Origin of the sequence: Variovorax sp. WS11 (assembly GCF_010499245.1) — a bacterium.
In the GTDB taxonomy this organism is placed as follows: Bacteria; Pseudomonadota; Gammaproteobacteria; order Burkholderiales; family Burkholderiaceae_C; genus Variovorax.
On record NZ_JAAGOW010000004.1, the window covers coordinates 383,803 to 404,769 of the forward strand.

A 20,967-nucleotide genomic window follows, 5' to 3' on the forward strand; every position below is an offset into this window, starting at 1 on the left:
CACTATGCACGGTGATGGCCCGGTGTTGAAGGCCTCCAATGCCGCTAGCAGGCCCGTCTGGAGGAGCCTGGACAGGCTGGCCGGAGATCGTGTATTCTTACCGAATCATGATCGATGACAACGAGGTATGAGGATGACTGCGACTGCCACTCTGTCCAGCAAGTTCCAGATCTCAATTCCCAAGGCCGTGCGTGAAGAGAAGCACTGGCAGGCCGGGCAGGAGTTCGTGTTCATTCCCAAGGGCAAGGGCGTTCTGGTGATGCCCGTGCCTGAGCTGGACCAACTGGTCGGGGTCGCCAAAGGCGCGCGCAAGGACGGCTACCGCGACCGCAAGGACCGCTACTGATGGCAGCACCGTTGCGCGTGGTCGATACTTCGGTCTGGATTGAATGGCTCACGGGCAGCGCACTCGGCAAGACACTGGCCAAGCAGTTCCCGGACAAGCCGCAGTGCATCGTGCCTACCATCGTGCAACTCGAACTTTCGAAATGGCTGGTGCGCGAGGTCGGCGAGGAGCAGGCCGATCAGGTAATCGCCTACACGCAGAAATGCGCTGTCGTGCCCCTGGACACCACCATCGCACTGCTCGCGGCAGATCTGCACCGCGAGCACAAGCTGGCCACCGCCGATGCCATTGTCTACGCCACGGCACAGAACCAGCTGGCGCAGTTGTTGACCTGCGACGCCCATTTCAAGGGGCTGCCGGACGTCATGTTCTTTCCGAAGGTAGCCTGAAGCCGGAGCCTCGTCCGCCGAAGCGAGTGGGCAGCTTCGACGAGCCTTGGGAAGTGCTTCCGCAGATTCGACCCGGCCCGCCTCCCAGGCCCTGTCGTCCTGCGCGTACCGAACGGCCAGCCCGCCATGGAAGCTGTCGGTTTTCCTTCAACCTGTCACTGTTGCTCTTTCATTCTGTCAGCGCAGGATCCAGGTGAGCCTTGATGCCTGGACTGGCCAGCAAGCCAACGGGCAGATGTTTCATTGCAGTTCGATTTTGGCGCGCTTGATGATGGCTTCATGGCGCTTGGACTCGGCCTGGATGAATGCTTCGATCTTCGCGCGATCCAGCGACAGCGGGACGTAGCCCAACGTCGCGTAGCGATCCTGCACGTCGGTGCTGGCCACGGCCTCGGCGATATCCTGGCGGATCTTGTCTCTGACGGCCAGCGGCAAGCCTTTCGGTGTGGCGATCACATTCCAACCGCTGACTTCGTAGTCCTTGGGTCCACCGGCCTCGGCCACAGTTGGCACGTCCGGATAGGCGACCAAGCGCTGAGGCGCGCCCACGGCCAGGAAGCGAACCTTGCCGGCCTTGTACATCGGCCCGGTCGTGCCGGCGGTGCCCAGCGTGACCGGCAACTCGCCGGTGGCGACCGCGGTATAGAGCTGCGAGGTCTCCTTGTACACCACATGCTGCATGCTGGTGCCGGTCAGCTGCTGCAGTTCCTCCATCCCCAGATGCACCGGGTTGCCGATGGACCAGGAGCCGTAGTCGATCTTGCCTGGGTTGGCCTTGGCGTCCGCGATCACGTCGCCCACGGTCTTGTACTTGCTGCCGGTCGGCACCACGAACATGAGGTAGGCCTTCCACAGCGTGGCCTGCACGTCGAAGTCCTTTGCTGGGTCGTACGGCAGCTTCTTGAACAGGTACGGATAGGCGGCCATGTGCACGCTGTCGAGCTGGATCAGGTCGTGCCCGTCCTTGGCGCCGCGCTTGAACGCGTCGATCGCGATGAAGCCGTTGCCACCCGGCTTGTTGTCCACGATCACGCTCTGGCCCCACTTGCGCGAGAGCTTCTCGGCCAGCACCCGGGCAATCGTGTCGGGCGCGCCGCCAGTCGGATAGGGCGTAGTCAGGCGCACGGTGCGCGTGGGCCACTGGGCGGCGTCCTGGGCTTGGGCTGCAGGGCCGTAGGCGGCCAAGGTCAAGGCCGACAGGGTGGCCAAAGCGGCGCGCCGCCTCAAGAGGGATGTCGTCATGGCGTTGTCTCCAGGAGTTGCGATAGTTTGTTTTTTCACCAAGCCGCCGAGTGGTGGGCGGATAGTCGCCGTCCGGTAACTGCTTGCTTGGATGGCCCAACGATAGTCGGTCGCACCTCAGTAAACAGGCTTCACCTTCGTTCGCGGTTCGACAATCGCTCAACAATGATCGTTAATCGAGCGTTATTCGGGACTTCCACTACGCTGTCGGCTTGGCCGCAGCGCCACGGGACTAAGGTGGCCCTGACAAAGCTTTTCCGGCAAATCTTGGCATTTCGGCCGTGTTATCCAGGAATCCATACCCGCGGTTTGGCGCCGTGCCTGCGGGGCCTTTGCGGCGCCCGCTCGCGTTGCCTGGCGCGGGCGCACGAAGGCGCATAGAGGTCTTCAGTCCCAAGCCGTTGAAAAAAGCAAATCTGGGTCTTCCGCACCTATGGACTCCAGTCCATAGGTCCATAGGTGCGGAAGACCCACAGTTGGTTTTTGCTACGCCTGCCAACGTCGGGTCTGCACAAGCGGATGACGCAGCCCAGGTCGGCATGCACGCGACTAACTGCCGACGGGCGCCACGACAGCGCCAATGCGAGGCGAAGGATGTCCAGTGTTCCCGTAAGCGCGCGCTGCCCCGTCCATGCCGCCGCAGCGAACAATTCCTCCCCAGCAGGCGCATTTGCCTGCTCCATGCAGCGAGAGGAACTGAAGTGCAATCATTTCCACCGGTCGATGCGGTCGAGCTGAAGCGGCTCGCCGCACGGGTGAAGCTAAATGCCACCGAGATGGTGAACATCCAGGGGTTCGGCTATCTCGGACAAGCATTGTCCGCGGGCGAACTGATCGCCGCGCTGTTCGGCGGTGGCTTCGTCAAGGCGGGGCACGACAGGTTCGTGCTGTCGCCCGGCCACTATGCGGTGGTTGTCTATGCCGCCGCATGCGAGCTGGGATGGATCGCGCGCGAGCACATGGAGTCCTACGGGCTCGACGGGGCCGTGCTTGAGCCCGGGTATGTCCAGCAATGCCTCGACACCTGTGCCCGGGGCAACGCCTGGGCCTAAGCGCTGCGCAACATCGTCGACGGCGAGCACCGCTTCCTGTGCCGCGACGACTGCGAGAGCCTCGGCAAATGGCCGAGCGTGCTGCACCCGGACGACCTGTTCATCGACGTCAACTGCTGCTTCCTGCCGAAACGGCTGGCGGTGCAGATCTCGCCGCTTTGGTATCGCAAGGCCCGCAAGCCGGGGCAGCCCGAGGTCGACCGGGTGATCGCGCATGCGCTGCGGCAGATTGCGCCGACCTACGACTGCACTTACGGCTACACGGTGAACGACCGGGCCGGCAACACGCCGCTGTCGGTGCAGCCGGAGTTCTTCGTGCAGGGGAATGCGGAGATGCTTCGGCGCTTCAACGGTCGACTCCCCTGGGTGCGATAGGCCGTTGGTGTCCTCGGACACCGCGTTCCGGCTGTTCCGGTTCGCCAACGACGCGGAGTTCCCCGGCTTCAACCGGCTGAGTTCGTGCAGGCGATTGGCCGCGCGCGCGGGTGCGAAGTGGGCGCGGCATGGCCGCCCGGCGCTGTCCCATGCCGGATTCGCTCAAGGGCGGTCCCATCCAAGATGCGCCAAGAGAAGCAGGATGCTGAATGACGTCGCCCGGCGCCGCCATCGGTCCGAAGGGGCGCGGGACGCCGGCGCCCGGCGGTCACCTCGCGGCCGGGCGCGCCGTCGGCTTGAGGACCGGCAGTCCTTCATTGGTTTCTGAGAGACCCCCGGTCGATGGCCGTCAGTCGGCAGGGCTCGGCCGGGACCCGCCGGCGCCTTTCGCGGCCGCTTCATCAGACTGACACCTCGCGCACGGACAGTGTCGGCTCGACTTTTCAAGGCGCCCATGACCACGCAAAGACGCGACTTTCTTCGAGGCACAGCCACCGGCACCGCGGCGGCCCTCATCCTCCCCCACTGGGCGCTGGCCCAGCAGGCGCCTGCCGCGATCACCCGCGACGCGGCGCGCCCACAGATCCCGCACGGGGTCCAAAGCGGCGACGCGCTGGCCGACCGCGCCGTCGTGTGGACGCGCGCAGATCGCCCAGCACGCATGTGGGTCGAATGGTCGAGCGTCGCCAGCTTTTCCAACGCGCAGCGTGTCCGCGGTCCGTACCTGCTGGACGACAGCGACTACACGGGGCGAATCGACCTGGGAGGGCTGCCGGCGGGCCAGGAAATCTTCTACCGCGTCACCCTGCAGGACTTGACGAACGAGCGTGTGCGCTCCGAGCCCGCGCAGGGCCACCTGAGGCTGCCGCCTGCTGGCAACGGTCGGGCGGCGCGCGATGTGCGCTTCGTCTGGAGCGGCGACACCGCAGGTCAGGGCTTCGGCATCAACGAGGCCTGGGGCGGCATGAAGATCTACGAGCAGATCCGTAAGGTGAACCCCGACTTCTTCCTGCACAGCGGCGACACCATCTACGCCGACGGACCGATCGCCGCCGAAGTGAAGCTGCCCGATGGCACGGTGTGGAACAACGTCGTGACCGAGGAAGTCGCCAAGGTCGCGGAAACGCTCAACGAATTCCGCGGACGCTACCGCTACAACCTGATGGATGCCAACGTGCGCCGCATGGCGGCCGAGGTGCCGCAGATCTGGCAGTGGGACGACCACGAGGTGACCAACAACTGGTCGGATTCCAAGAGCGTGCAGGCTGATGCGCGCTACAAGGAAAAGAACGTTCCCCTGCTGATGGCGCGCGGGACGAAAGCATTTCTCGAATATGCGCCCTTACGGCATCACGGTGACGACGAGGTCGAGCGCGTCTACCGCCATTTGCCGCAGGGACCGCTGCTGGATGTCTTCGTGATCGACATGCGCAGCTACCGCGGCCCCAACGCCGCCAACGTGCAGGCCACGGAAGACGCAGACGCCGCCTTCCTCGGCAGGCCACAGCTGGCCTGGCTGCCGCAGGGGCTGAAGCAATCGAAGGCGGTCTGGAAGGTGATTGCCGCCGACATGCCGATCGGGCTGAACGTGCCAGATGGCAAGGACGACGCCGGCCGCGACCGGTGGGAGGCGATCGCGAACAACGAGCACAACCAGCCGCTTGGCCGCGAACTCGAAATTGCGCGGCTGCTGCGCGGGATCAAGCAGGCAGGCGTGCGCAATGTGGTCTGGCTCACCGCCGACGTGCACTACACCGCGGCGCACTTCTACGATCCGGCCAAGGCGAAATTCAGCGACTTCTCGCCGTTCTGGGAATTTGTGTCCGGCCCGCTCAATGCCGGCAGCTTCGGCCCGAACGCACCGGACGGCACCTTTGGGCTGCAGGTGGTCTACCAGAAGGCGCCCGAGGCGCAGAACACGGCGCCGACCGCCGGCCTGCAGTTCTTCGGCCAGGTCGACATCGATGCCCGGACGCGCGCGATGACCGTGCGGCTCAAGGACCTTGGCGGCCAGACCCTCTACGCCAAGACGCTGGCGCCCATGGGTTCGTCCTGAAAGCGGTCGGCTCGACGCGGCCGACGACACGATGAAGCGTACGCGCGCGAGAAGTGGCTGGCCGACATGGAGCGCGTCGTGCCTTGAGCGCGCTTGTGACGCCTGGCGTTTCATGCCAACTGACCCTGCGCCGGCGAGCACTGCGCCTTCAGGCCCCACGCAACCACCAGTGGCACTTGCGCGCCTCAGTTCTCGACCAACTCCACGCGACGATTCCGGGCGCGGCCTTCATCGGTCTTGTTGGAGGCGACCGGGCTGGCAAACGACACGCCGTGGGGCGCCAGCCGCTCCCTGCCGACGCCGCGCTGGACCAGGGTCGTCACGACGGCCGCGGCGCGGCGTTGCGACAGATCCATGTTGGATGCAAAGCCGCCCACGTTGTCGGTATGCCCGACGACGAGCAGCCTGAGCGCCGCGTTGTCCTTCAGCAGCTTGGCGATCTGCTCCAGCGTCGCCTCCGATTCCGGCTTCACGTCTGCCTTGTTGAAGTCGAAGAAGATGCCGTAAAGGGCCACGCGGCCGGTGCCAGCAATCGCCGTCGCCATCTCCGAGGCTTGGACAGTCACCATTCTTTGCTCGCGGGCCTTGGCCTCGACGATGTCGACCACGGCCACCGTGCGCTCGTTGACGCCGTTGCACACATCATTGCGGTCCGGCGCGACCAAGGTATAGGTGAGCACCGAGATGTGCGCGCCGGAATTCTGCACCTCCGCCGAGAGGTAGCGCTGGTCGGCGATGTGCTCGGTCATGGCGCAATGCCCGTTGGAACCGTATTCGCTGGTCACCCGCGACTCCGGGTACAGGTACATCGCGAGGCTCATCTGGCCACCGCCGCCGGCGATGCTTCGCTTCGGATCGCCGCCGCAGTCGGCGTCCTTGCACTCGAACAGGATCTGACCGCCCCTGGACTGGATCTCCTCGCGGTAGTTGCGCGATACCTCCAGCGGCGATCGCCCCGCAGGAACGATGTACACAAGGCGCGTGTACGCGCCCTCCAGTGCCTTGCGGTTTTTCGGCTCGTGAAGGCGATTGTTCTTCAGATCGCGTTTGTCCGGAACCTCTTCCAGCGCAGACAGCGGCAACGTGAATTCGGCAAAGCGCTTCTGCTCGAAGCTGACGATGTACGCGCCCTCATAGCGCTTCAGCAGAGGGTTGTCCTTCGAGCCTTTCTGGTCGGCCGTGGGCGGCGTTGCCTTGGCCAAGGCGAGAGCATCTGCGCCGCCGAGCAGCATAAGCAGCGCAAGTACCAGCTTGAGCATCGATCACCTCCGCCATTGAACCGCGTTTTCGGATACAGGTTAGATCTGTGCGTGCCGACGCGCTTCCACTCAATGGCCTATTGCTAACGCGAGACCACCCGTGCCGTAGCGCGACAACAGGCGAGGAGCGAAGCCCGCGAGCACCCGGAACGATTCACTACTGAATCACCTCGTCCGCACTCTGAGGCAGCGTTTTCGTCGCGGGGTTGCCTGTTTTCCAGGGTCTGCGGTCGGTCACTTTCATGGCTGCGCAATAGCGCTCCCGAGGATTCGTGTGGCCGTGGCGGCGCCGCGTTCCCGACCCGGCCGCAAACAGGTTGTTCGATAGGCGCCTCCTGGGTGATGTGTGCCATGTCATCGCTGGTTCAGGTTGAGGCGGCCCGTGGCGGCGTCCCCTCGTCGCTCGCGTTTAATTCGAACGGATGGCTGCCGTGCCTCAAACTAGCGACGGAGCTACCATCGGGCGGCCAGGACCGGGCGTCGAGCCACCCACTGGCCCGACCGCGCCGCTCAACGGCGCTCAGCGACAGCCCGCCTTCTCGCTGACGCCTGCGCCTCGTGGAGATAAGTCGTGAATCCATCCTTGGCGGGCGGAACGGAATTGAGCAGCATCACTGCGCTGATCTGTCCACGATGACCTGTTCCGTGCGTGACGACATGCATGAGCATTTCCTCGCGGGACATACGCCCCGCTGCGCCGTCGGTGAACGTGAAATCGAAATGTTCGGCCAATCGGTCGTGATGGAGCGTCGTCACGTAGTCGATGTATTCCTGATCGCTTCTTCTGAGATCAGCGGATAGATCTTCCAGCGTCGGCATCTCGCTCAAGTTTGCCGATGTGTACGCGTGAGCTTCTCGCCTGATGTGCGCGGCGAATATCCGGTCGACCACATAGGTGTGGCTCAAAGCCGTGATGGCCAATGCGGTGATGGGGGAGTGGTCCCCAAGCCGGGCCAGCGCGGTCAATAGCTGGTCGTCGGCCCAAGCTTTGTATCTGAAGAGGTGGTGCAATGTGTCGTCCATGTCATGGGGCTCCTGAGGGATGTGCGCGCCACAGGTCTTACATGCAGGAAGTTGCGCCGCCTGTCCGCGTGTACCTAGAATATGAGCGATCATTCGCTTTTGCTACTCGCATTGACGCTATCAAAAAATGGCGCGAAAGCCCCTCACCAGGCCCCGGAAGATCGCCACTCAGGAGCGATCGCGCGCGACGGTGGACAACCTGATTGAGGCAACCGCTCGCATTTTGGTCAAGGACGGCTTCGACAAGGCCAGCACCAACCGCATCGCGGAAGTTTCGGGGGTGAGCATCGGCTCGCTCTACCAATATTTCCCGAGCAAGGAGGCCCTCGTCGCCGCCGTGATCGAGCGCCATCAACAGCAGATCATGCAAACGGTGCGCAGCGAGTTGGCGCAGGTCTCGACCCAGGCGCTGGACCAGGCGATGCGCAGATTCGTCGCTGTCGCTGTCGAGGCGCACCGTCTCGATCCCCGGTTGCATCGAGTGCTCGCCGAGCAGATCCCGCGCGTGGGCAAGCTCGAGAAGCTGCAAACCTTCAGTCGCGAAAATTTCAGTCTGTTCAGAACCTATCTTGAAGGAGCCCGGGACGAACTCGGCGTCGATGACCTGGAGCTCGCATCCTTTGTCTGTGTGACCACGATCGAGGCGTTGACGCACAACGCGGTGCTGCACCATGCCAAAGAGCTGACCGACGATCGGATGGAAGCGCTCATCGACGAGGCGGCGCGCCTCGTGACCGGCTATCTGAAAGGCTAGTGCGGAAAACCATCTCCGTGCGGCCCGCGCAGGTCACCCGAAGACCATCCTTTTGAGATCGCTCTTGTGAGAGTCCGCACAGCAAACGGTGAGCGGACGGTAGGTCCAAATTCCTCCATCGTCTGTTGACGCTGCGATGCGAAGTTCGGAGCTCCGAGCATGAAGGTCGAGGCCGATCCCTTGCGAACGTCCTTCTTGCTGCGCACCGTCGAACGAAGCAGGCTCCATGCATCGGGCGACGATGCGATCGTCGGGGCCATGGGACGGCGAGGAGGCGATCACGCTGATGGCAGATCTGGACGCAGACGCTAACGGGGCGCTGATTGGCGCAGCGGATCAGTCAGGTCCGGCTGGCCCATCTCGTCATCGCCAGGAAATCGTTGCCGGCTGCCCATCCAGCGCCACACCGTTGACCACGGTGACGCCCTTGTCTTCGGGGCCTTGGGGTTCGAGCGACACTCGCACAATGCCATCTGTGGCGGGCCTTGCCGCCGATTCCTGCTGTTCGCGGTAGGTGCGGGCGGCCACCGGCTGGCCGCAGCCGGGGCAGTCCGCCCGCTGTCGGTCGAATACGCCGGGCGGCTTCCCGCATCCGAATTTCTTCAACCTGTTCCTTTCATGTCATTTCCGACGCTGGGCCTGATGCCCGCCCTGGCCCAAGCGGCCTGCGAAGTGGGCTACTTCGACCCCACGCCCATCCAGCAGGCGGCCATCCCGGCGGTGCTGCGCGGCCAGGACGTGCTGGGCCTGGCGCAGACCGGCTCGGGCAAGACTGCGGCATTTTCGCTGCCGCTGCTGCAACGATGGGCGCAGGCGCCGCGGCACCGATCGCGGCGCGCCGTCCACACGCTGGTGCTGGTGCCCACGCGCGAACTGGCCGCCCAGGTGGGCGAGACCTTCCGTCTGCTGTCGGTGCGCCTGCACGAGCGGCCGAGGATCGCGGTGCTGTTCGGCGGCCTCGCCATCAACCCGCAGATGATGGGCCTGCGCGGCGGCGCTGACATCGTGGTGGCCACGCCGGGCCGCCTGCTCGACCTGCTGGACCACAACGCCATCAGGCTGGACGCGGTGCAGGCGCTGGTGCTCGACGAGGCCGACCGCCTGCTCGACCTGGGGTTTGCCAAGGAGTTGGGCCGCGTGCTGACGGCCTTGCCGGCGCGGCGGCAGAACTTCTTCTTCTCTGCCACCTTTGCGCAGGCGGTGGAGGTGCTGGCCGCGCAGCTGCTGCACGAGCCGCTGCGCATCGAGGTCGAGGCGACGCCCGCGACCGTGCCCGACATCGCACAGCGCGCCATCGAGGTCGACGCCGGCCGGCGCACCCAACTGTTGCGCCATCTGGTGAACGAAGAGAAGTGGCCGCGCGTGCTGGTCTTCGTCGCCACCAAGCACGCCGCCGAGGTGGTGGCCGACAAGCTGCGCAAGGCGGGCGTCGAGGCCGAGCCGTTCCACGGCATGCTGGGCCAGGGTAAGCGCAGCCAGGTGGTGGCCGACTTCAAGGCCAGCCGGCTGCAGGTGGTGGTGGCCACCGACCTGGCGGCGCGCGGCATCGACATCGCCCAGCTGCCGGTGGTGGTGAACTACGACCTGCCGCGCTCGGCCGGCGACTTCGTGCACCGCATCGGCCGCACCGGCCGTGCGGGCGAACGCGGGCTGGCGCTGAGCTTCATTGCGGCCGAGAGCGAAGCGCACTTTCGCCTGATCGAGAAGCGCCAGGGCCTGCGCGTGCCGCGCGGGCGCATCGCCGGCTTCGAGCCGGTCGAGGTGGCGACGGCGCCGCCAGCGACGTCGCCCGAGGACACGGCTGGCGGCATCAAGGGCCGGCGCCCGAGCAAGAAGGACAAGCGGCGCGCCGCCGCAGCGCCAGAAGCTGCTGCACGCGCAGGAGCCGCCCCATGAGCCTGCGCTGGCTGGACTTCGACTACAGCGAGGGCGACGACGACACCGGCGTGTTCGACGCCATGGCCTCGGTCGAGCTGGGCCACGCGGCCGAGGTGCAGGCCGAGATCGACGCCGTGCTGGCGTGGGCCGAAGCCACCTTCCCCGGCTGTCGCGGCCCGGTGGAAGACGGCGGCGAGTGGGATGCCGAGCTGCAAGTGAGCAACGAGGACACGAATCCGCCGCGCCGCTGCTTCAGCCTTGCCATCGGCGGGACGCGCGCCTTCTGCCAGGCGCTGGGCGAGCGGTTCGGATAGGTGGCTGCCCGCTGCGGGTGCAGTGTGGCAGGCGGGCCGGGATCGCAGAACAGGCGGACCGCCACGCGATCCATCACGAAGAAGGCCGAGCCCAGGATCCCCCGGTCGCACAGGACGCGCGCGAGGGGATGGGCATGTCCGTCGCCAGCAGCGCCCGCAGCACGCGGAATTCGCGGTCGACGCGGTGCGCCGGGGGCAGGGCAGCGGCGGGGCGTTTGCGCGGGACGTCCTGGCGCGGCCGCCTGTCCGAAGACAACTTGGACGTCGCAGCGCTCTTTGACGGGCCGGGTGAGGGCGCGATCGGCGCCTCGCCGCCGCCCATGTGAACTGCGTCACACGCCACGCGTGCACTGCTTACTCGTGCCAAAGGGAGCGAATCCATAAATTAGCGGCCATGGTGAACCCGATTGCGACACAGGTCCCCAATCAACGAAAGGCCAGCATCGTGCCCAGCACCTCCTTCACCCGGCTCGTCTTTGCCGCACTCGCGACCTTCGCCATCCTGCTGCCGGGAGCGGCCTTCGCCGAAGAGCGAACCTACCTGAGCAAGGCCGAGATTGAGGCCGGCCTGCTCGGCAAGACGGTGGTGTCGAAGAACATCGCGAGCGGAAAGCTTTCGCAGTGGGAATTCCGTGCAGACGGAACGGTGGAAGCTGCGGGCGGGCTCGGCCGGGCCACGGGCACCTGGAGCGTCCGTGACGACGGGCAGACCTGCGTGAAGATGCTTGGCCGCACCGGATGCCGCTACTGGTTCCGGCAGGGCGGCGCCTACGCCAACGCGGACACCAACCAGGCCGATGCGCCGGTGGTGGCCCAGGTGCGCTACCTTTGACGTTTCGCCCGGGCCTGCCTTCCCGATGCCTGCCTCAAGGCGCTGTTCTGCCGGCCGGCTCAGACGCGTTCCGATGCTCGCGGCGCAGAGGCCCAGACGACTAGCGAAGATCATCGTCCCGCCCAGCCTCGACCGCGCGCAGACGGGGCTGGTGTGTGGGTATTCCGAGGCCCCAACGGTTGTTTAGGGTTTACCCTATAATTCGTTTGTCTCCGCGGATCCCGCAAAGGTCCGCTTCAAGCCCCGCGCAGCGATGCACGGGGCTTTTTCTTGTGTGCCCAGCATGGGCGCGATCTTGGAGGTACAAGTCCTCCCGCGAGCTGGCCACAGCGAGCGAAGCAAACCGCAACTGCGCGAGGGCGACCGAGCGTGGGGAGGAAGCGGGGAGCGAAACCGCGAGTCGAGGAACACGAACCTCATACGAGGCGCTGCCGAGCAGGGCGAGCGGGCAAGATACCGCGAAGCTCTTGTGGCCAAAGCAAGGCGGCGTAAATGGGGCGACTGTGCGGCGAAGGATCGCGTTCTTACCTGGGGAGATCTCGCCTCGTGCCTGAAAGGGCGACGGGCTTGCCCGGAGCGAGAAGTCAGCAGCGGCCGTAGTAGTCGGGTTCCCCGACGAAGGGCCAAACGAGAAGGACAGTGACGAGACGTGCCGACCGAGAGTGGAAGGCGCCGATCACGAGCGGAAACTGCATCAGGTCGGCAGCTTTCAATTCCTCCGGCGGCAAGGGCTTGTCTGACGCACCGAAAGTCACCTGCCCGGCCTTGACCTGTTGAATGCCGCCGCCGGACCCGATCGCCTGGTAGTTCACCTTGACCTGGGTCCTGGCGTGGTAGCTCGCGGCCCATCGCAGCATCACCGGATTCCGATCAAGACCGAGGCCATCGACGCCTGCTGCAGCCGGATCGCCGGAACCTGGCGGCGCAGTCGCATGGACGAGTTGTTTTTGGCCGACATGCGCACCTTCCCGATGGATTGTCCAGACGAAGCGCGATACGTTAGGCGTCAGGCAAAAAGCGGAATTGCCGCTGGGAAGGAGGCGAGCCATGCCCATGGAACTGCTGAGCCGGCTATGCCACGGCACGATGCCGTGCCACGTGTCGGACGAAGACGAGATCGAGAAGCTGTCTGTCTTGCGTGCGGCGCAACTCGTCGACGCCGACCTTCCGCCCATGCTGGAGGACGGTGGGCTTCGCTGGTATTCAGGGCCGGCCGTCGTCCATCGTGTCTCCCACCACGGCTTTGCCGCCGTCAGCGGGCGCGAGCCAGGGCGAGTCGCTTTGGGGTGCCCAGACGTCTCGGGGCTCTCCTTCGGTTGAGAGGTGCCAGGGCCTTGCCGGCCTCGACGAGAGCGCCTCGCGCCGGCGCTCCCGAATCAAGACACCGGCCGCCTTCGCGAAGCGCATGCGCCGGTGGTGCGTGCGCTGGCGGACTGCCGTCCGAGGCCACGTCAGGCGGGACAGGCTGGAGGAGCAACGGATGCGAGGGCGCTATCGCGAAGGTCTCGAGGCATCGTCTCGAAGTGCTCGACACGTAGGGGATCCGAAAGAAGGCGTTCGCGACCCACGCTCGCGCTCGAACGCCGGCCTGCACAATCGACCCGCTGGAACCCCGGCAGCCCTGACTTCTTTCACCCAGGCGCGCGGACGATCGCCGGGGTGCCTGCCTTGGGCACTCACCAGCGCTGCGATCCTGGCGCTCAGCCACGGTTTTGATTCGTCCTTCGGGGTGCTCGGGTAGCTGAAGTCGGCGAGCTCTTCAAAGCCCTTCTGCGTCACGGCCAGAACCTGGGCGGCCGTCGACTTCCCGGACAGGGTGAGCGGACCGCAAAGTGCCGGGACCGTGAGCGGCTCCCCGAGATGGCCCCCCTTGCGAATGCGGCGGAAGAGGGCGCCTTCCTGGATGCCGCTGGCGGCGAGCCACTCCTGCATGGCCTGCGCTCCGCCTTCCAGGCGCCACGCCGCCGGGCGGGCGCGCGCAACTGTTGAAGCGCGCACCAGATTTGCGACAATTGCTGTCATTCATTTGAATTACAATCAGCTTATCGTCCACCTTCTGAAGGAAACCGATGGCCACTGCCAACGCCTTGGTGCAAACGCGCATCTCCGCCAACGTGCGGGACCGCGCCGTCGAGGTCCTCGACGGCTTGGGTCTGACTGTTTCGGATGTCGTTCGCATCGTGCTGACGCGCGTTGCGAATGAAGGTGCCCTTCCTGCCGGCTTGTTCGCCGACCCGAAAGCGTATGACGCCTGGTTTCGTGCCAAGGTACAGGAGGCGCTGGATGACCCGCGTCCGGCCATCGCGCACGATGACGTGGCAGAGCGCTTCGCCGAGCGTCGCGCCGCAGCGCTGCGCAGGAGCGCCAAGGGTGGCGCGTGAGAATTGAATGGTTCCCCTTGGCGCTCGAAGACCGGGACAGGATTTTCGACTACTACGAGTTCGATCAAGAAAGCCCCCGCGTCGCTGTCCTGGTCGACGAACGGATTGCACAGGCTGGTGGAAGCCACGGCGGCGGCATGCAGCATTGCTGCGGCGCCGGCCGCTGCGATTTCTAAGCCCCGCTGGAAGGGCTCCTTGCCTTCGATAGCTCTGTCGCAGCTCGCAAGGAGTTGGCGAGTGCTCAGGAGGAGGTCACGCGCTGCCGCTGCATCCTGGCTGCGGCAAGGGCGTCTCAGTCTTCATCGAGCATCCGGCGGACCTTGCTGCCCAGCGCGCTTGCGGCGCGGAAGTAGCCCATCACGGTCGCGACGCTGTGATGGCAGGTCATGGCCATCGTCTCGGGCAGCGACATGTTCTGTCGGCCGGCTTCCGTCACGAACCCAGCCCTGAGCGAGTGCCCGCTAAAACTTCCCCTCCACCCCGCCAGCGCACATCGCTCCTTCACGATGTCGCGTCCGGCCGCAGGGGCGAGCGGCTCGCCCAGGTTGCCCTACTTGCGGATGCACCGGAAGAGGCGCCCTTCCTGGATGCCGCTGCGGCAAGCCATTCCTGCATGGCCTGCGCCGCGCTGCCCACCAGGGGTTTCACATCCTCCGGACGCTCGGCACCGGCCGGTTGGACTTCGTGGAAGAAAGCCCACAGGGCTGCTGTGTGCACTTATTGCATCTAGTTCACATATTGCATTTACTGAGGTAAAGTACTCCTCAGCTACTAGGCTTGCCGGGATGATCCGGTAACCACAAGGAGAAGTGTCATGGCAACTCTGGAACGCTCGAGGCGCCAGCAGCCTGCGGAGATGACCCAAGAGGAGTTGGAGATGGCGCGCACGGCGCAGCGCTGCATCGGCGAGGCACTGGACCGCTCCCGAGCGGCCAGCATCATGCTCACCAGTGAAGATGGGGACTTGCCTCCGGTCCAGCTGCCGACCAAGGCACTGCGGCTGATCGGCGAAGTCCTGGGCGCTCTGAGCGAGCGCCAGGCGGTGACGGTCGTCTCGGGTAAGCGCGAGATGACCACGGTTGAGGCGGCGCACTACCTGAACGTATCACGCCCCTTTGTCATTCGCGAGATCGAGGCCGGGCGACTCCCGCATCGCATGGTCGGGACACACCGCCGCATCACGTTTGAGGATCTAATGGCCTACAAGCAGCGGATGCGCGAGGGCCAGAAGGCTGCTTTGCAGCGGCTGTCGGACCACGCCAATGAGTTAGGCTTGGACTACTGATGGCCGGGCACGCACAATACACGGCCCTTTTGGATGCGTGCGTGCTTTACCCTGTGAGCGTCACCGACGCGCTGCTAAGCATTGCTGTCACCGGCCTGTATGCGCCGAAGTGGACGACTGAGATCGAGGCGGAATGGATGCGCAACCTCGCGGCCGAGCGCCCCGAGTTGGCCGGTCGCCTCGACTATCGCCGCGACAACATGCGCGACGCAATCCCCGACTGGGAAGTTCCGGAAACCGCCTGGAGGGCGTTGACGGGCACGCTGCAGCTCCCGGATATCGGAGATGTGCATGTCCTCGCAGCAGCTATCGCTGGCTACGCGGATTGCATCGTCACAGCGAACCTCAAAGACTTTCCTGCGGACGTGCTGGCCGTCCACGGTCTGAAACCGCGATCCACCCGGACGACTTCATCGTCGCTCAGCTCGACCTGGAACCGATCACCGTGCTCTCGGCCTTCAAAGAGATGCGTGCCCGCTCCAAGCGCCCACCATATTCCGTCGACGAGTTCGCGCACGCATTTGAGCGCAACGGCTTGGTCGTCACCGCGCAGCGGCTTCGCGAGGCATCCGAGCTGCTGTAGTTGACTTGGCCGTCGGAGGATTCGCGACGGTGCCGAGCGGACTGTCGACCCCAATAACGCGGGCATGTGCACATGGCTCTTCCTGATAGCAATCCTGGCCGTACTTGCGGCCTTGCGGCCATGGCCTGGGCGAACGACACCGTCACGCTGCAAGGGGAACGGACCATCTACACCGTCGTTGTCGGCAAGGAGGCTGGCAACGTCAGCGCTTGCAGCGGGAAACTCGTTCCTGCCGACCCTTACAAGTTTCGGGCGTTGAAGGCATGGCGCGCGCACGGTTGATGAAGCTGAGCCACAGACCGATGACTGGATGCGGTCCAAGCGGGCGGCTAAAGCGATGCGCATGATGATTGCGTGGAGACCAGGGGGCCACGTCGGCATGGCTCCACTCCGCACAGCCCGATGCTTTCTTCGCCTGCCGCCTATGAAGGCACTGCGGGGCGGCAGATCTGAATGGAATTGCAGGGCAGGGGGATCACTTCTCGAGGAAATCAACAGTTACTCCTCGTCGAGCATCCGGCTGACCCTGCTGCCCAGCGCGCTCTCGGCGCGGAAGTAGCCCATCACGGTCGCCACGCTGTGATGCCCGGTCATGGCCATCGTCTCGGGCAGCGACATGTTCTGCGGCCCGGCCTGCGCCGAAGGTGATGTGGCCCGGCACTTCCATGTCCACGTAGTTCTGGTCCCAGCCGGACATGCAGACGATGCGCCAAGGGCCGGAAAAGGGGTTCTGTTTCATGACCCTCATCTTGGTACCGTCCTCACCTTGATGAGTTGAACCGCGACGACGATCGATCCATGGGCAGCTTGTGCACAAATTTGCACCAGAGGCAGTTCACCCCCCACCAGAGGCTGCTCAGTGAGTGTGCAGTTTTTCTTGCAACCAGACCTTGATCAGCGACTGGTAAGGCACATCGCGGGCGTTCGCCGCGACCTTGATCGAGTCAAGCAGGTGCTGCGGCAAGCGCAGCGAAATCGTCTTGGTGGTGGGCTTCAAGTTGGGCAGCGTGACCTTCTGGGCTTTCGACCAGTCAAGGTAGTCCGTGGAGTCATGCTTTTCCCAGTACGCACGCTCTTGCGCTTCGGTGGCGAACTTCGGGATGGCTTTAGTCGGCTTGTTCATAGATGGCGCGCTCCTTACGGTGCATGTCCCGGGCTGAAATGATGCGGATTAATCGGCCCGATCGGCGCAGCGTGAACGTGATGTGCAGTGTGCGTGCGTCGTCGGTTTTGCCCAAGGCGTGGAGCCGGGGTTCCTGACGGCTGTGGGCGGCATCTTCCAAAAGCAGCAAGGGTGCGTTGAAGAAGACTTGCTCGGCTTCGGCCATGGAAACACCATGCTTTTCGTTCTTGCGGGCGTTGCCTTCATCCCAGTCGAACCCGGTAATGCCGCTCAGGTCAATCATGGATTGTATATTACCATCATGTACAAGTTTCTGTTGCGCGACGGCGTGCCAGAAGGGCGTGCGGGGCGGGCAAGATTTAGACGCTGGGTTGCCGCTCAATCCTCATCGAGCATCCGGCTGGTCCTGCTGTTGAGTGAGCTTTCAGAGCGGAGTAGCCCATCACGGTCGCCACGCTGTGATGCCCGGTCATGGCCATCGTCTCGGGCAGCGACATGTTCTGCCGGCCGGCTTCGGTCACGAAGCCGGCCCTGAGCGAGTGCGCAGAAAACTTACCCTCCACCCCCGCCATCGCGCATCGCTCCTTCACGATGTCGCGCACGGCCGCTGGCGCGAGCGGCTCCCCCAGATGACCGCCCTTGCGGATGCGGCGGAAGAGGGCGCCTTCCTGGATGCCTCTTTCCGCTAGCACGGCGAGCCACGCCTGCATGGCCTGCGCCGCACTGCCCACCAGGGGCTTGACGTCGTCGGGGCGCTGGGCGCCAGCCTGGTTGGTCTTGGAGTGCGCGAGCGTGTAGAGGTAGGAGCTGGCATCGACACGCTGAAGGTTCTCGAGCGTGGCCGAGGCGACCTCGGAGCGCCTTCGCCCGCCAGTCGCCCAGGCGAACAGGAGGAGGGCGCGATCGCGTTCTCCGCGCAGGGTGTCGTCGCAGGTCGCCAGTACCGCTTGCAGCGGGTCCTTGGTGAGCGCGCGCTGCTTGCGCGGCCGCGCACCTCGCTGTAGGCGCGGCGCGTCTGGGCCAGCAGCTCGCGCACCAGCTGGTGCGCCTTGGACAGCACGGCGATGCGGTGCACCAGCGTGTTGAGCGCCGGCGCCCCGAGGCGCGCCTTGTAGCCGTTGGCGACCAGGGCCTGGTCGATGTCGGCGGGCAACTCGGTGACCAGACAGGCGCGGGACGTTTCAACGTTCAACGCGGCGATCTGGGCGAGCCTTGCGCAGCCATTGCCTTGTTGCTTCACTCCGGCTGGATGGCGGCCTCCTTGACCACCTTGCCCCACTTGGCGAGGTCGGACTTGATCACCGCAGCGTACTCCTGCGGTGTTCCGCCCTGGATCTCGATGCCGGCAGCCTCGAGCTTGGCCCGCACGTCAGGCAGCTTGAGCGCCGCGTTGATCTCGGTATTGAGCCGGGCGACGATCGCCTTGGGCGTTTCGGCAGGCGCCAGGAAACCGCCGTTCGTGTTGGCGTCGTAGCCCTTGAATCCTTGTTCGTTCGCGGTCGGTACGTCCGGCAGGGCGGACGTTCGCTTGAGCGTCGACACCGCGATGGCACGCACGTTGCCGCCCTTCACCTGCGGCAGGATGGCGCTGATGGTGTCGATGAAGAGCGCGGTGCGCCCGCCGAGCAGGTCCGGATGGGCGGCGGAAGATCCCTTGTAGGGAACCAGCAGCATGTCGGTGCCGGCGGCCATGCGGAACATCTCGGCCGCCATTTCCTGTGCACTGCCGCGGCCGGACGTCGCGACCTTGGCCTTGTCCGGGTTGGCCTTCATCCAGGCCACGAACTCGGGCAATGTCTTGGCGGGAATCTGCGGATGGATGGCGAACACCAGCGGAACCACGTGGGTGTAGACGATGGGCTCGAAGCTTTTCTCCGGATCCCAGCCCAGGTTCTTGAACAGGAACTTGTTGATGTTGTGGCTGCCGCCCACGATGCCGATGGTGTAGCCGTCGGGTGCCGACTTGGCCAGCACGTCCGTGCCGAGGTTGTTGGATGCGCCGGGCCTGTTGTCCACGATCACCGGCTGGCCCATCGATGACGCGAGCTTGTCGCCGACCACGCGGGCGATCATGTCGATCGCGCCGCCCGGCGGCGCCGGCACGATGATCTTGATGGCGCGGGTGGGATAGGCCTGTGCCGACGCCAGGGGCGGCGCCAGGGCCAGGAGCGCCGAGAGGGCCAGGCGCCTGGACAGGGAAGTGAATTGCATGGAGGTCTCCTCTTGGGGGTGGGGTCAAAGGGTCATGAAGTGCCGGCAGCTTTGTCGATGCTTCTGCCTCGGCACGAGGCCTCATCCGCGCCCGACGTAGGGCATGGTGCTGGCCATGAGGGTCATGTTCAGCACGTTGGCCTGCAAGGGCATCGCGGCAATCTGCCGCACGGCATCGGCCACGTGTTTCGCGTCCATCATGGGTTCGGGCGCGACCGTGCCGTTGGCCTGCAAAACGCCGCGCGTCATGCGTTCGGACAACTCGGTCAGCGCGTTGCCGATGTCGATCTGGCTGGCCACGATGTTGAAGGCACGGCCGTCCAGCGCGAGCGCCTTGGTCAGGCCGCTCACCGCGTGCTTGCTGGCGGTGTAGGGCGCCGTGAAGGGGCGCGGCGTGTGCGCCGAGATCGATCCGTTGTTGATGATGCGCCCGCCCTGCGGCGACTGGCGACGCATCAGCCCGAAGGCCGCCCTTGCGCACAAGTAGACCCCGGTCACGTTCGTGTTCAGGACGTCGAACCACTTTTCCAGCGGCAGCTCATCCATCGCAACGGCCGGGGCGTTCACGCCGGCGTTGTTGAACAGCAGGTCCAATCGGCCGAAGCTGCGCTCGATGGTGGCGAACAGCGCCTCCACGCTGTCGGGTGACGTCACGTCGGTGGGCACGGCCAACGCCGCCTGGTCACGCGCCTGGGCCTCGGCCGCCAGCGCCTGCAGGGGCTCGGCACGACGGCCCGCGAGGACGACGTTCCAGCCGTCGCTCAGCAGACCGAGGGCCACGGCGCGGCCGATGCCGCTTCCTGCGCCGGTGACCAGCGCGATCTTCGTGGAGGTGGTGGCGTTCAAGCGTGGGCTCCGGTCACGGGCAGGGGTTCAGTTCGGGGCTCGGTGGTCAGGCTCATGGTCGGGCGTTCGCCTGCCAGTGCTTGAGCCAGGCTCTCGAGCACCATTTCGCCCATCGCGGTCCGGGTCTCCCTGGTGGCACTGGCGCGATGGGCCTGGAGGGTCACGCGCTCGGATTGGCGCAGCGCCAGGGGAACGTGGGGTTCGTCGACGAAGACGTCCAGGCCTGCCCCGGCAATGCGGCCGGCGGCCAGCGCCTGCGTCAGATCGGCCTCATCGACCAGGCGGCCGCGGGCGATGTTGACGAGGAAGCCGCGCGGGCCGAGCGCTTCGAGCACGGCCGCGTTGACGATGCCTTCGGCCTTGTCCGCCGCCGCGCACAGCACCAGCGCATCCGCGTCATGCGCGAGGTCCAGCAGGTGGTTCACGAACCGATGCGGCAGGTCGTCCATGGGCCGCAGGTCCGTGTAGCTGATCGGGCAGCCAAAGGCCGCCGCCCGCTGCGCAACGGCGCGACCCACCCGCCCCATGCCGACGATGCCGACGCGCATGCCGCTGAAGCGGCGAGCGAGCGGGAGTGCGCTCGGCTGGGGGTGAAGCGCCCACTGGCCGTCGCGCACGAAGCGGTCGCCGGCACACAGGTTTCGGCAGGCGGCGATCAGCAATCCGATCGCCAAGTCGGCCACGTCGTCGGTCAACGCGCCCAGGGTCGCGGTGACCGGCAGGCCCCGGCCACGGCAGTACGCCAGATCAACGGCGTCGGTGCCGACGCCGTTGATGGCGACGACCTTGAGGCCGGGCAAGCGCTCCAGCATCGCGCGCGAAATGCCGGTGTGGCCGCCGGTGATCACGGCGTCGACGGAGGCGCCGTGCTCACCCAGCCAGGCCTGCGGATCGGAGAGCTCGAAGTACTTGTGAACGTCGTACAGCGATGCGAGCTTGTCGTTGACCGCCGGGATCAGGATCGGGTTGAGTTGCAGGACGCGGGGTTTCATGGGCGCGAGGGAGCCGTTTTTGGGAT

At 65.4% G+C, this 20,967-nt stretch carries 24 protein-coding genes and 5 pseudogenes; 16 read left to right on the plus strand and 13 right to left on the minus strand.

Going from position 1 to position 20,967, the window contains the following annotated elements:
- The first annotated feature begins 133 nt into the window (after positions 1–133).
- Together GXN78_RS31140 and GXN78_RS31145 are read left to right on the plus strand one after the other, a co-directional pair.
- Positions 134–346, plus strand: coding sequence for an AbrB/MazE/SpoVT family DNA-binding domain-containing protein (locus GXN78_RS31140; RefSeq protein ID WP_106559410.1), 213 nt, complete (start codon positions 134–136; stop codon positions 344–346).
- A complete protein-coding gene (locus GXN78_RS31145) occupies positions 346–735 on the plus strand; it encodes a type II toxin-antitoxin system VapC family toxin (RefSeq protein ID WP_106559409.1) in 390 nt (129 codons plus the stop codon). Before GXN78_RS31140 ends, GXN78_RS31145 begins: the two co-directional genes overlap by 1 nt.
- Before the next feature lie 240 nt (positions 736–975).
- Here GXN78_RS31145 and GXN78_RS31150 read toward each other — a convergent pair whose 3' ends face one another.
- Complete coding sequence (locus tag GXN78_RS31150; protein WP_106559408.1) at positions 976–1,977, minus strand: tripartite tricarboxylate transporter substrate binding protein; 1,002 nt, start codon at positions 1,975–1,977, stop codon at positions 976–978.
- 701 nt (positions 1,978–2,678) lie between these two features.
- On the opposite strand from GXN78_RS31150, the gene GXN78_RS31155 reads away from it, so the two are divergent.
- The 3 genes from GXN78_RS31155 (at position 2,679) to GXN78_RS31165 (ending at position 5,460) form a co-directional block, all read left to right on the plus strand.
- A complete protein-coding gene (locus GXN78_RS31155) occupies positions 2,679–3,029 on the plus strand; it encodes a hypothetical protein (protein WP_106559407.1) in 351 nt (116 codons plus the stop codon).
- Between the two features lie 78 nt (positions 3,030–3,107).
- Complete coding sequence (locus GXN78_RS31160; protein WP_106559406.1) at positions 3,108–3,404, plus strand: hypothetical protein; 297 nt, start codon at positions 3,108–3,110, stop codon at positions 3,402–3,404.
- Positions 3,405–3,858: 454 nt separating this feature from the next.
- The gene (locus tag GXN78_RS31165) at positions 3,859–5,460 is read left to right on the plus strand and encodes an alkaline phosphatase D family protein (protein ID WP_106559405.1); all 1,602 of its coding nucleotides are present in this window, start codon (positions 3,859–3,861) and stop codon (positions 5,458–5,460) included.
- Positions 5,461–5,645: 185 nt separating this feature from the next.
- On the opposite strand, the gene GXN78_RS31170 is transcribed toward GXN78_RS31165, so the two are convergent.
- Positions 5,646–6,719 (minus strand): OmpA family protein, encoded by a 1,074-nt coding sequence (locus tag GXN78_RS31170; RefSeq protein WP_106559404.1) that lies wholly within the window; start codon positions 6,717–6,719, stop codon positions 5,646–5,648.
- A gap of 510 nt (positions 6,720–7,229) precedes the next feature.
- The gene (locus GXN78_RS31175; protein WP_106559403.1) at positions 7,230–7,742 is read right to left on the minus strand and encodes a DinB family protein; all 513 of its coding nucleotides are present in this window, start codon (positions 7,740–7,742) and stop codon (positions 7,230–7,232) included.
- 127 nt (positions 7,743–7,869) lie between these two features.
- Between GXN78_RS31175 and GXN78_RS31180 the strand changes: the two genes are divergently transcribed.
- Both GXN78_RS31180 and GXN78_RS41560 read left to right on the plus strand, forming a co-directional pair.
- Positions 7,870–8,496 (plus strand): TetR/AcrR family transcriptional regulator, encoded by a 627-nt coding sequence (locus GXN78_RS31180; RefSeq protein WP_106559402.1) that lies wholly within the window; start codon positions 7,870–7,872, stop codon positions 8,494–8,496.
- 234 nt (positions 8,497–8,730) lie between these two features.
- A pseudogene (locus GXN78_RS41560) lies at positions 8,731–8,827 on the plus strand (dihydrodipicolinate synthase family protein); the annotation flags it as partial.
- Between the two features lie 32 nt (positions 8,828–8,859).
- On the opposite strand, the gene GXN78_RS31185 reads toward GXN78_RS41560, so the two are convergent.
- Entirely contained in the window at positions 8,860–9,102 is a 243-nt protein-coding gene (locus GXN78_RS31185) for a hypothetical protein (protein WP_164255853.1), read from the minus strand.
- A 12-nt stretch (positions 9,103–9,114) separates the two neighbouring features.
- On the opposite strand from GXN78_RS31185, the gene GXN78_RS31190 reads away from it, so the two are divergent.
- The 3 genes from GXN78_RS31190 to GXN78_RS31200 all read left to right on the plus strand — a co-directional run bounded on the left by GXN78_RS31190 (position 9,115) and on the right by GXN78_RS31200 (position 11,520).
- Positions 9,115–10,392, plus strand: a complete 1,278-nt coding sequence (locus tag GXN78_RS31190) for a DEAD/DEAH box helicase (RefSeq protein ID WP_106559400.1) — start codon at positions 9,115–9,117, stop codon at positions 10,390–10,392.
- Entirely contained in the window at positions 10,389–10,688 is a 300-nt protein-coding gene (locus GXN78_RS31195) for a hypothetical protein (protein WP_106559399.1), read from the plus strand. The genes GXN78_RS31190 and GXN78_RS31195 overlap by 4 nt, the downstream gene beginning before the upstream one ends.
- Positions 10,689–11,133: 445 nt before the next feature.
- The gene (locus GXN78_RS31200; RefSeq protein WP_106559436.1) at positions 11,134–11,520 is read left to right on the plus strand and encodes a hypothetical protein; all 387 of its coding nucleotides are present in this window, start codon (positions 11,134–11,136) and stop codon (positions 11,518–11,520) included.
- A gap of 671 nt (positions 11,521–12,191) precedes the next feature.
- Here the strand turns inward: GXN78_RS31200 and GXN78_RS41565 are convergent.
- Positions 12,192–12,383, minus strand: a pseudogene (locus GXN78_RS41565) (substrate-binding domain-containing protein); the annotation flags it as partial.
- Positions 12,384–12,567: 184 nt separating this feature from the next.
- Between GXN78_RS41565 and GXN78_RS31210 the strand changes: the two are divergent.
- The 3 genes from GXN78_RS31210 to GXN78_RS40965 all read left to right on the plus strand — a co-directional run bounded on the left by GXN78_RS31210 (position 12,568) and on the right by GXN78_RS40965 (position 14,077).
- Positions 12,568–12,840 carry a hypothetical protein gene (locus tag GXN78_RS31210; RefSeq protein ID WP_106559397.1) on the plus strand — a complete coding sequence of 91 codons (273 nt, stop codon included), beginning with the start codon at positions 12,568–12,570 and terminating at the stop codon, positions 12,838–12,840.
- A 749-nt stretch (positions 12,841–13,589) separates the two neighbouring features.
- Positions 13,590–13,901: a type II toxin-antitoxin system RelB/DinJ family antitoxin gene (locus GXN78_RS31215; protein ID WP_106559395.1), complete on the plus strand. Its 312-nt coding sequence runs from the start codon at positions 13,590–13,592 to the stop codon at positions 13,899–13,901.
- A gap of 17 nt (positions 13,902–13,918) precedes the next feature.
- Positions 13,919–14,077, plus strand: coding sequence for a hypothetical protein (locus GXN78_RS40965; protein WP_181360647.1), 159 nt, complete (start codon positions 13,919–13,921; stop codon positions 14,075–14,077).
- 116 nt (positions 14,078–14,193) lie between these two features.
- Here GXN78_RS40965 and GXN78_RS41570 read toward each other — a convergent pair.
- Positions 14,194–14,573, minus strand: a pseudogene (locus GXN78_RS41570) (tyrosine-type recombinase/integrase); the annotation flags it as partial.
- A gap of 184 nt (positions 14,574–14,757) precedes the next feature.
- On the opposite strand from GXN78_RS41570, the gene GXN78_RS31225 reads away from it, so the two are divergent.
- The 3 genes from GXN78_RS31225 (at position 14,758) to GXN78_RS31235 (ending at position 16,051) form a co-directional block, all read left to right on the plus strand.
- Positions 14,758–15,186: a helix-turn-helix domain-containing protein gene (locus GXN78_RS31225; protein WP_239143037.1), complete on the plus strand. Its 429-nt coding sequence runs from the start codon at positions 14,758–14,760 to the stop codon at positions 15,184–15,186.
- Positions 15,186–15,773: a PIN domain-containing protein gene (locus GXN78_RS31230; protein ID WP_239143038.1), complete on the plus strand. Its 588-nt coding sequence runs from the start codon at positions 15,186–15,188 to the stop codon at positions 15,771–15,773. Before GXN78_RS31225 ends, GXN78_RS31230 begins: the two co-directional genes overlap by 1 nt.
- A gap of 116 nt (positions 15,774–15,889) precedes the next feature.
- Positions 15,890–16,051 carry a hypothetical protein gene (locus GXN78_RS31235; RefSeq protein ID WP_164255984.1) on the plus strand — a complete coding sequence of 54 codons (162 nt, stop codon included), beginning with the start codon at positions 15,890–15,892 and terminating at the stop codon, positions 16,049–16,051.
- A 216-nt stretch (positions 16,052–16,267) separates the two neighbouring features.
- On the opposite strand, the pseudogene GXN78_RS41575 reads toward GXN78_RS31235, so the two are convergent.
- The 7 genes and pseudogenes from GXN78_RS41575 to GXN78_RS31270 form a co-directional block, all read right to left on the minus strand.
- Positions 16,268–16,405: pseudogene (locus GXN78_RS41575) on the minus strand (integrase); the annotation flags it as partial.
- 220 nt (positions 16,406–16,625) lie between these two features.
- A complete protein-coding gene (locus GXN78_RS31245; RefSeq protein ID WP_106559393.1) occupies positions 16,626–16,892 on the minus strand; it encodes a BrnA antitoxin family protein in 267 nt (88 codons plus the stop codon).
- Entirely contained in the window at positions 16,876–17,175 is a 300-nt protein-coding gene (locus GXN78_RS31250; RefSeq protein WP_106559392.1) for a BrnT family toxin, read from the minus strand. Before GXN78_RS31250 ends, GXN78_RS31245 begins: the two co-directional genes overlap by 17 nt.
- A gap of 95 nt (positions 17,176–17,270) precedes the next feature.
- Positions 17,271–18,054 (minus strand): annotated as a pseudogene (locus GXN78_RS31255) (site-specific integrase); the annotation flags it as partial.
- Between the two features lie 74 nt (positions 18,055–18,128).
- Entirely contained in the window at positions 18,129–19,103 is a 975-nt protein-coding gene (locus GXN78_RS31260) for a tripartite tricarboxylate transporter substrate binding protein (protein WP_106559391.1), read from the minus strand.
- A gap of 81 nt (positions 19,104–19,184) precedes the next feature.
- Entirely contained in the window at positions 19,185–19,949 is a 765-nt protein-coding gene (locus GXN78_RS31265) for an SDR family oxidoreductase (protein WP_106559390.1), read from the minus strand.
- Positions 19,946–20,941: a 2-hydroxyacid dehydrogenase gene (locus GXN78_RS31270; protein ID WP_106559389.1), complete on the minus strand. Its 996-nt coding sequence runs from the start codon at positions 20,939–20,941 to the stop codon at positions 19,946–19,948. Before GXN78_RS31270 ends, GXN78_RS31265 begins: the two co-directional genes overlap by 4 nt.
- Positions 20,942–20,967: the final 26 nt, after the last annotated feature.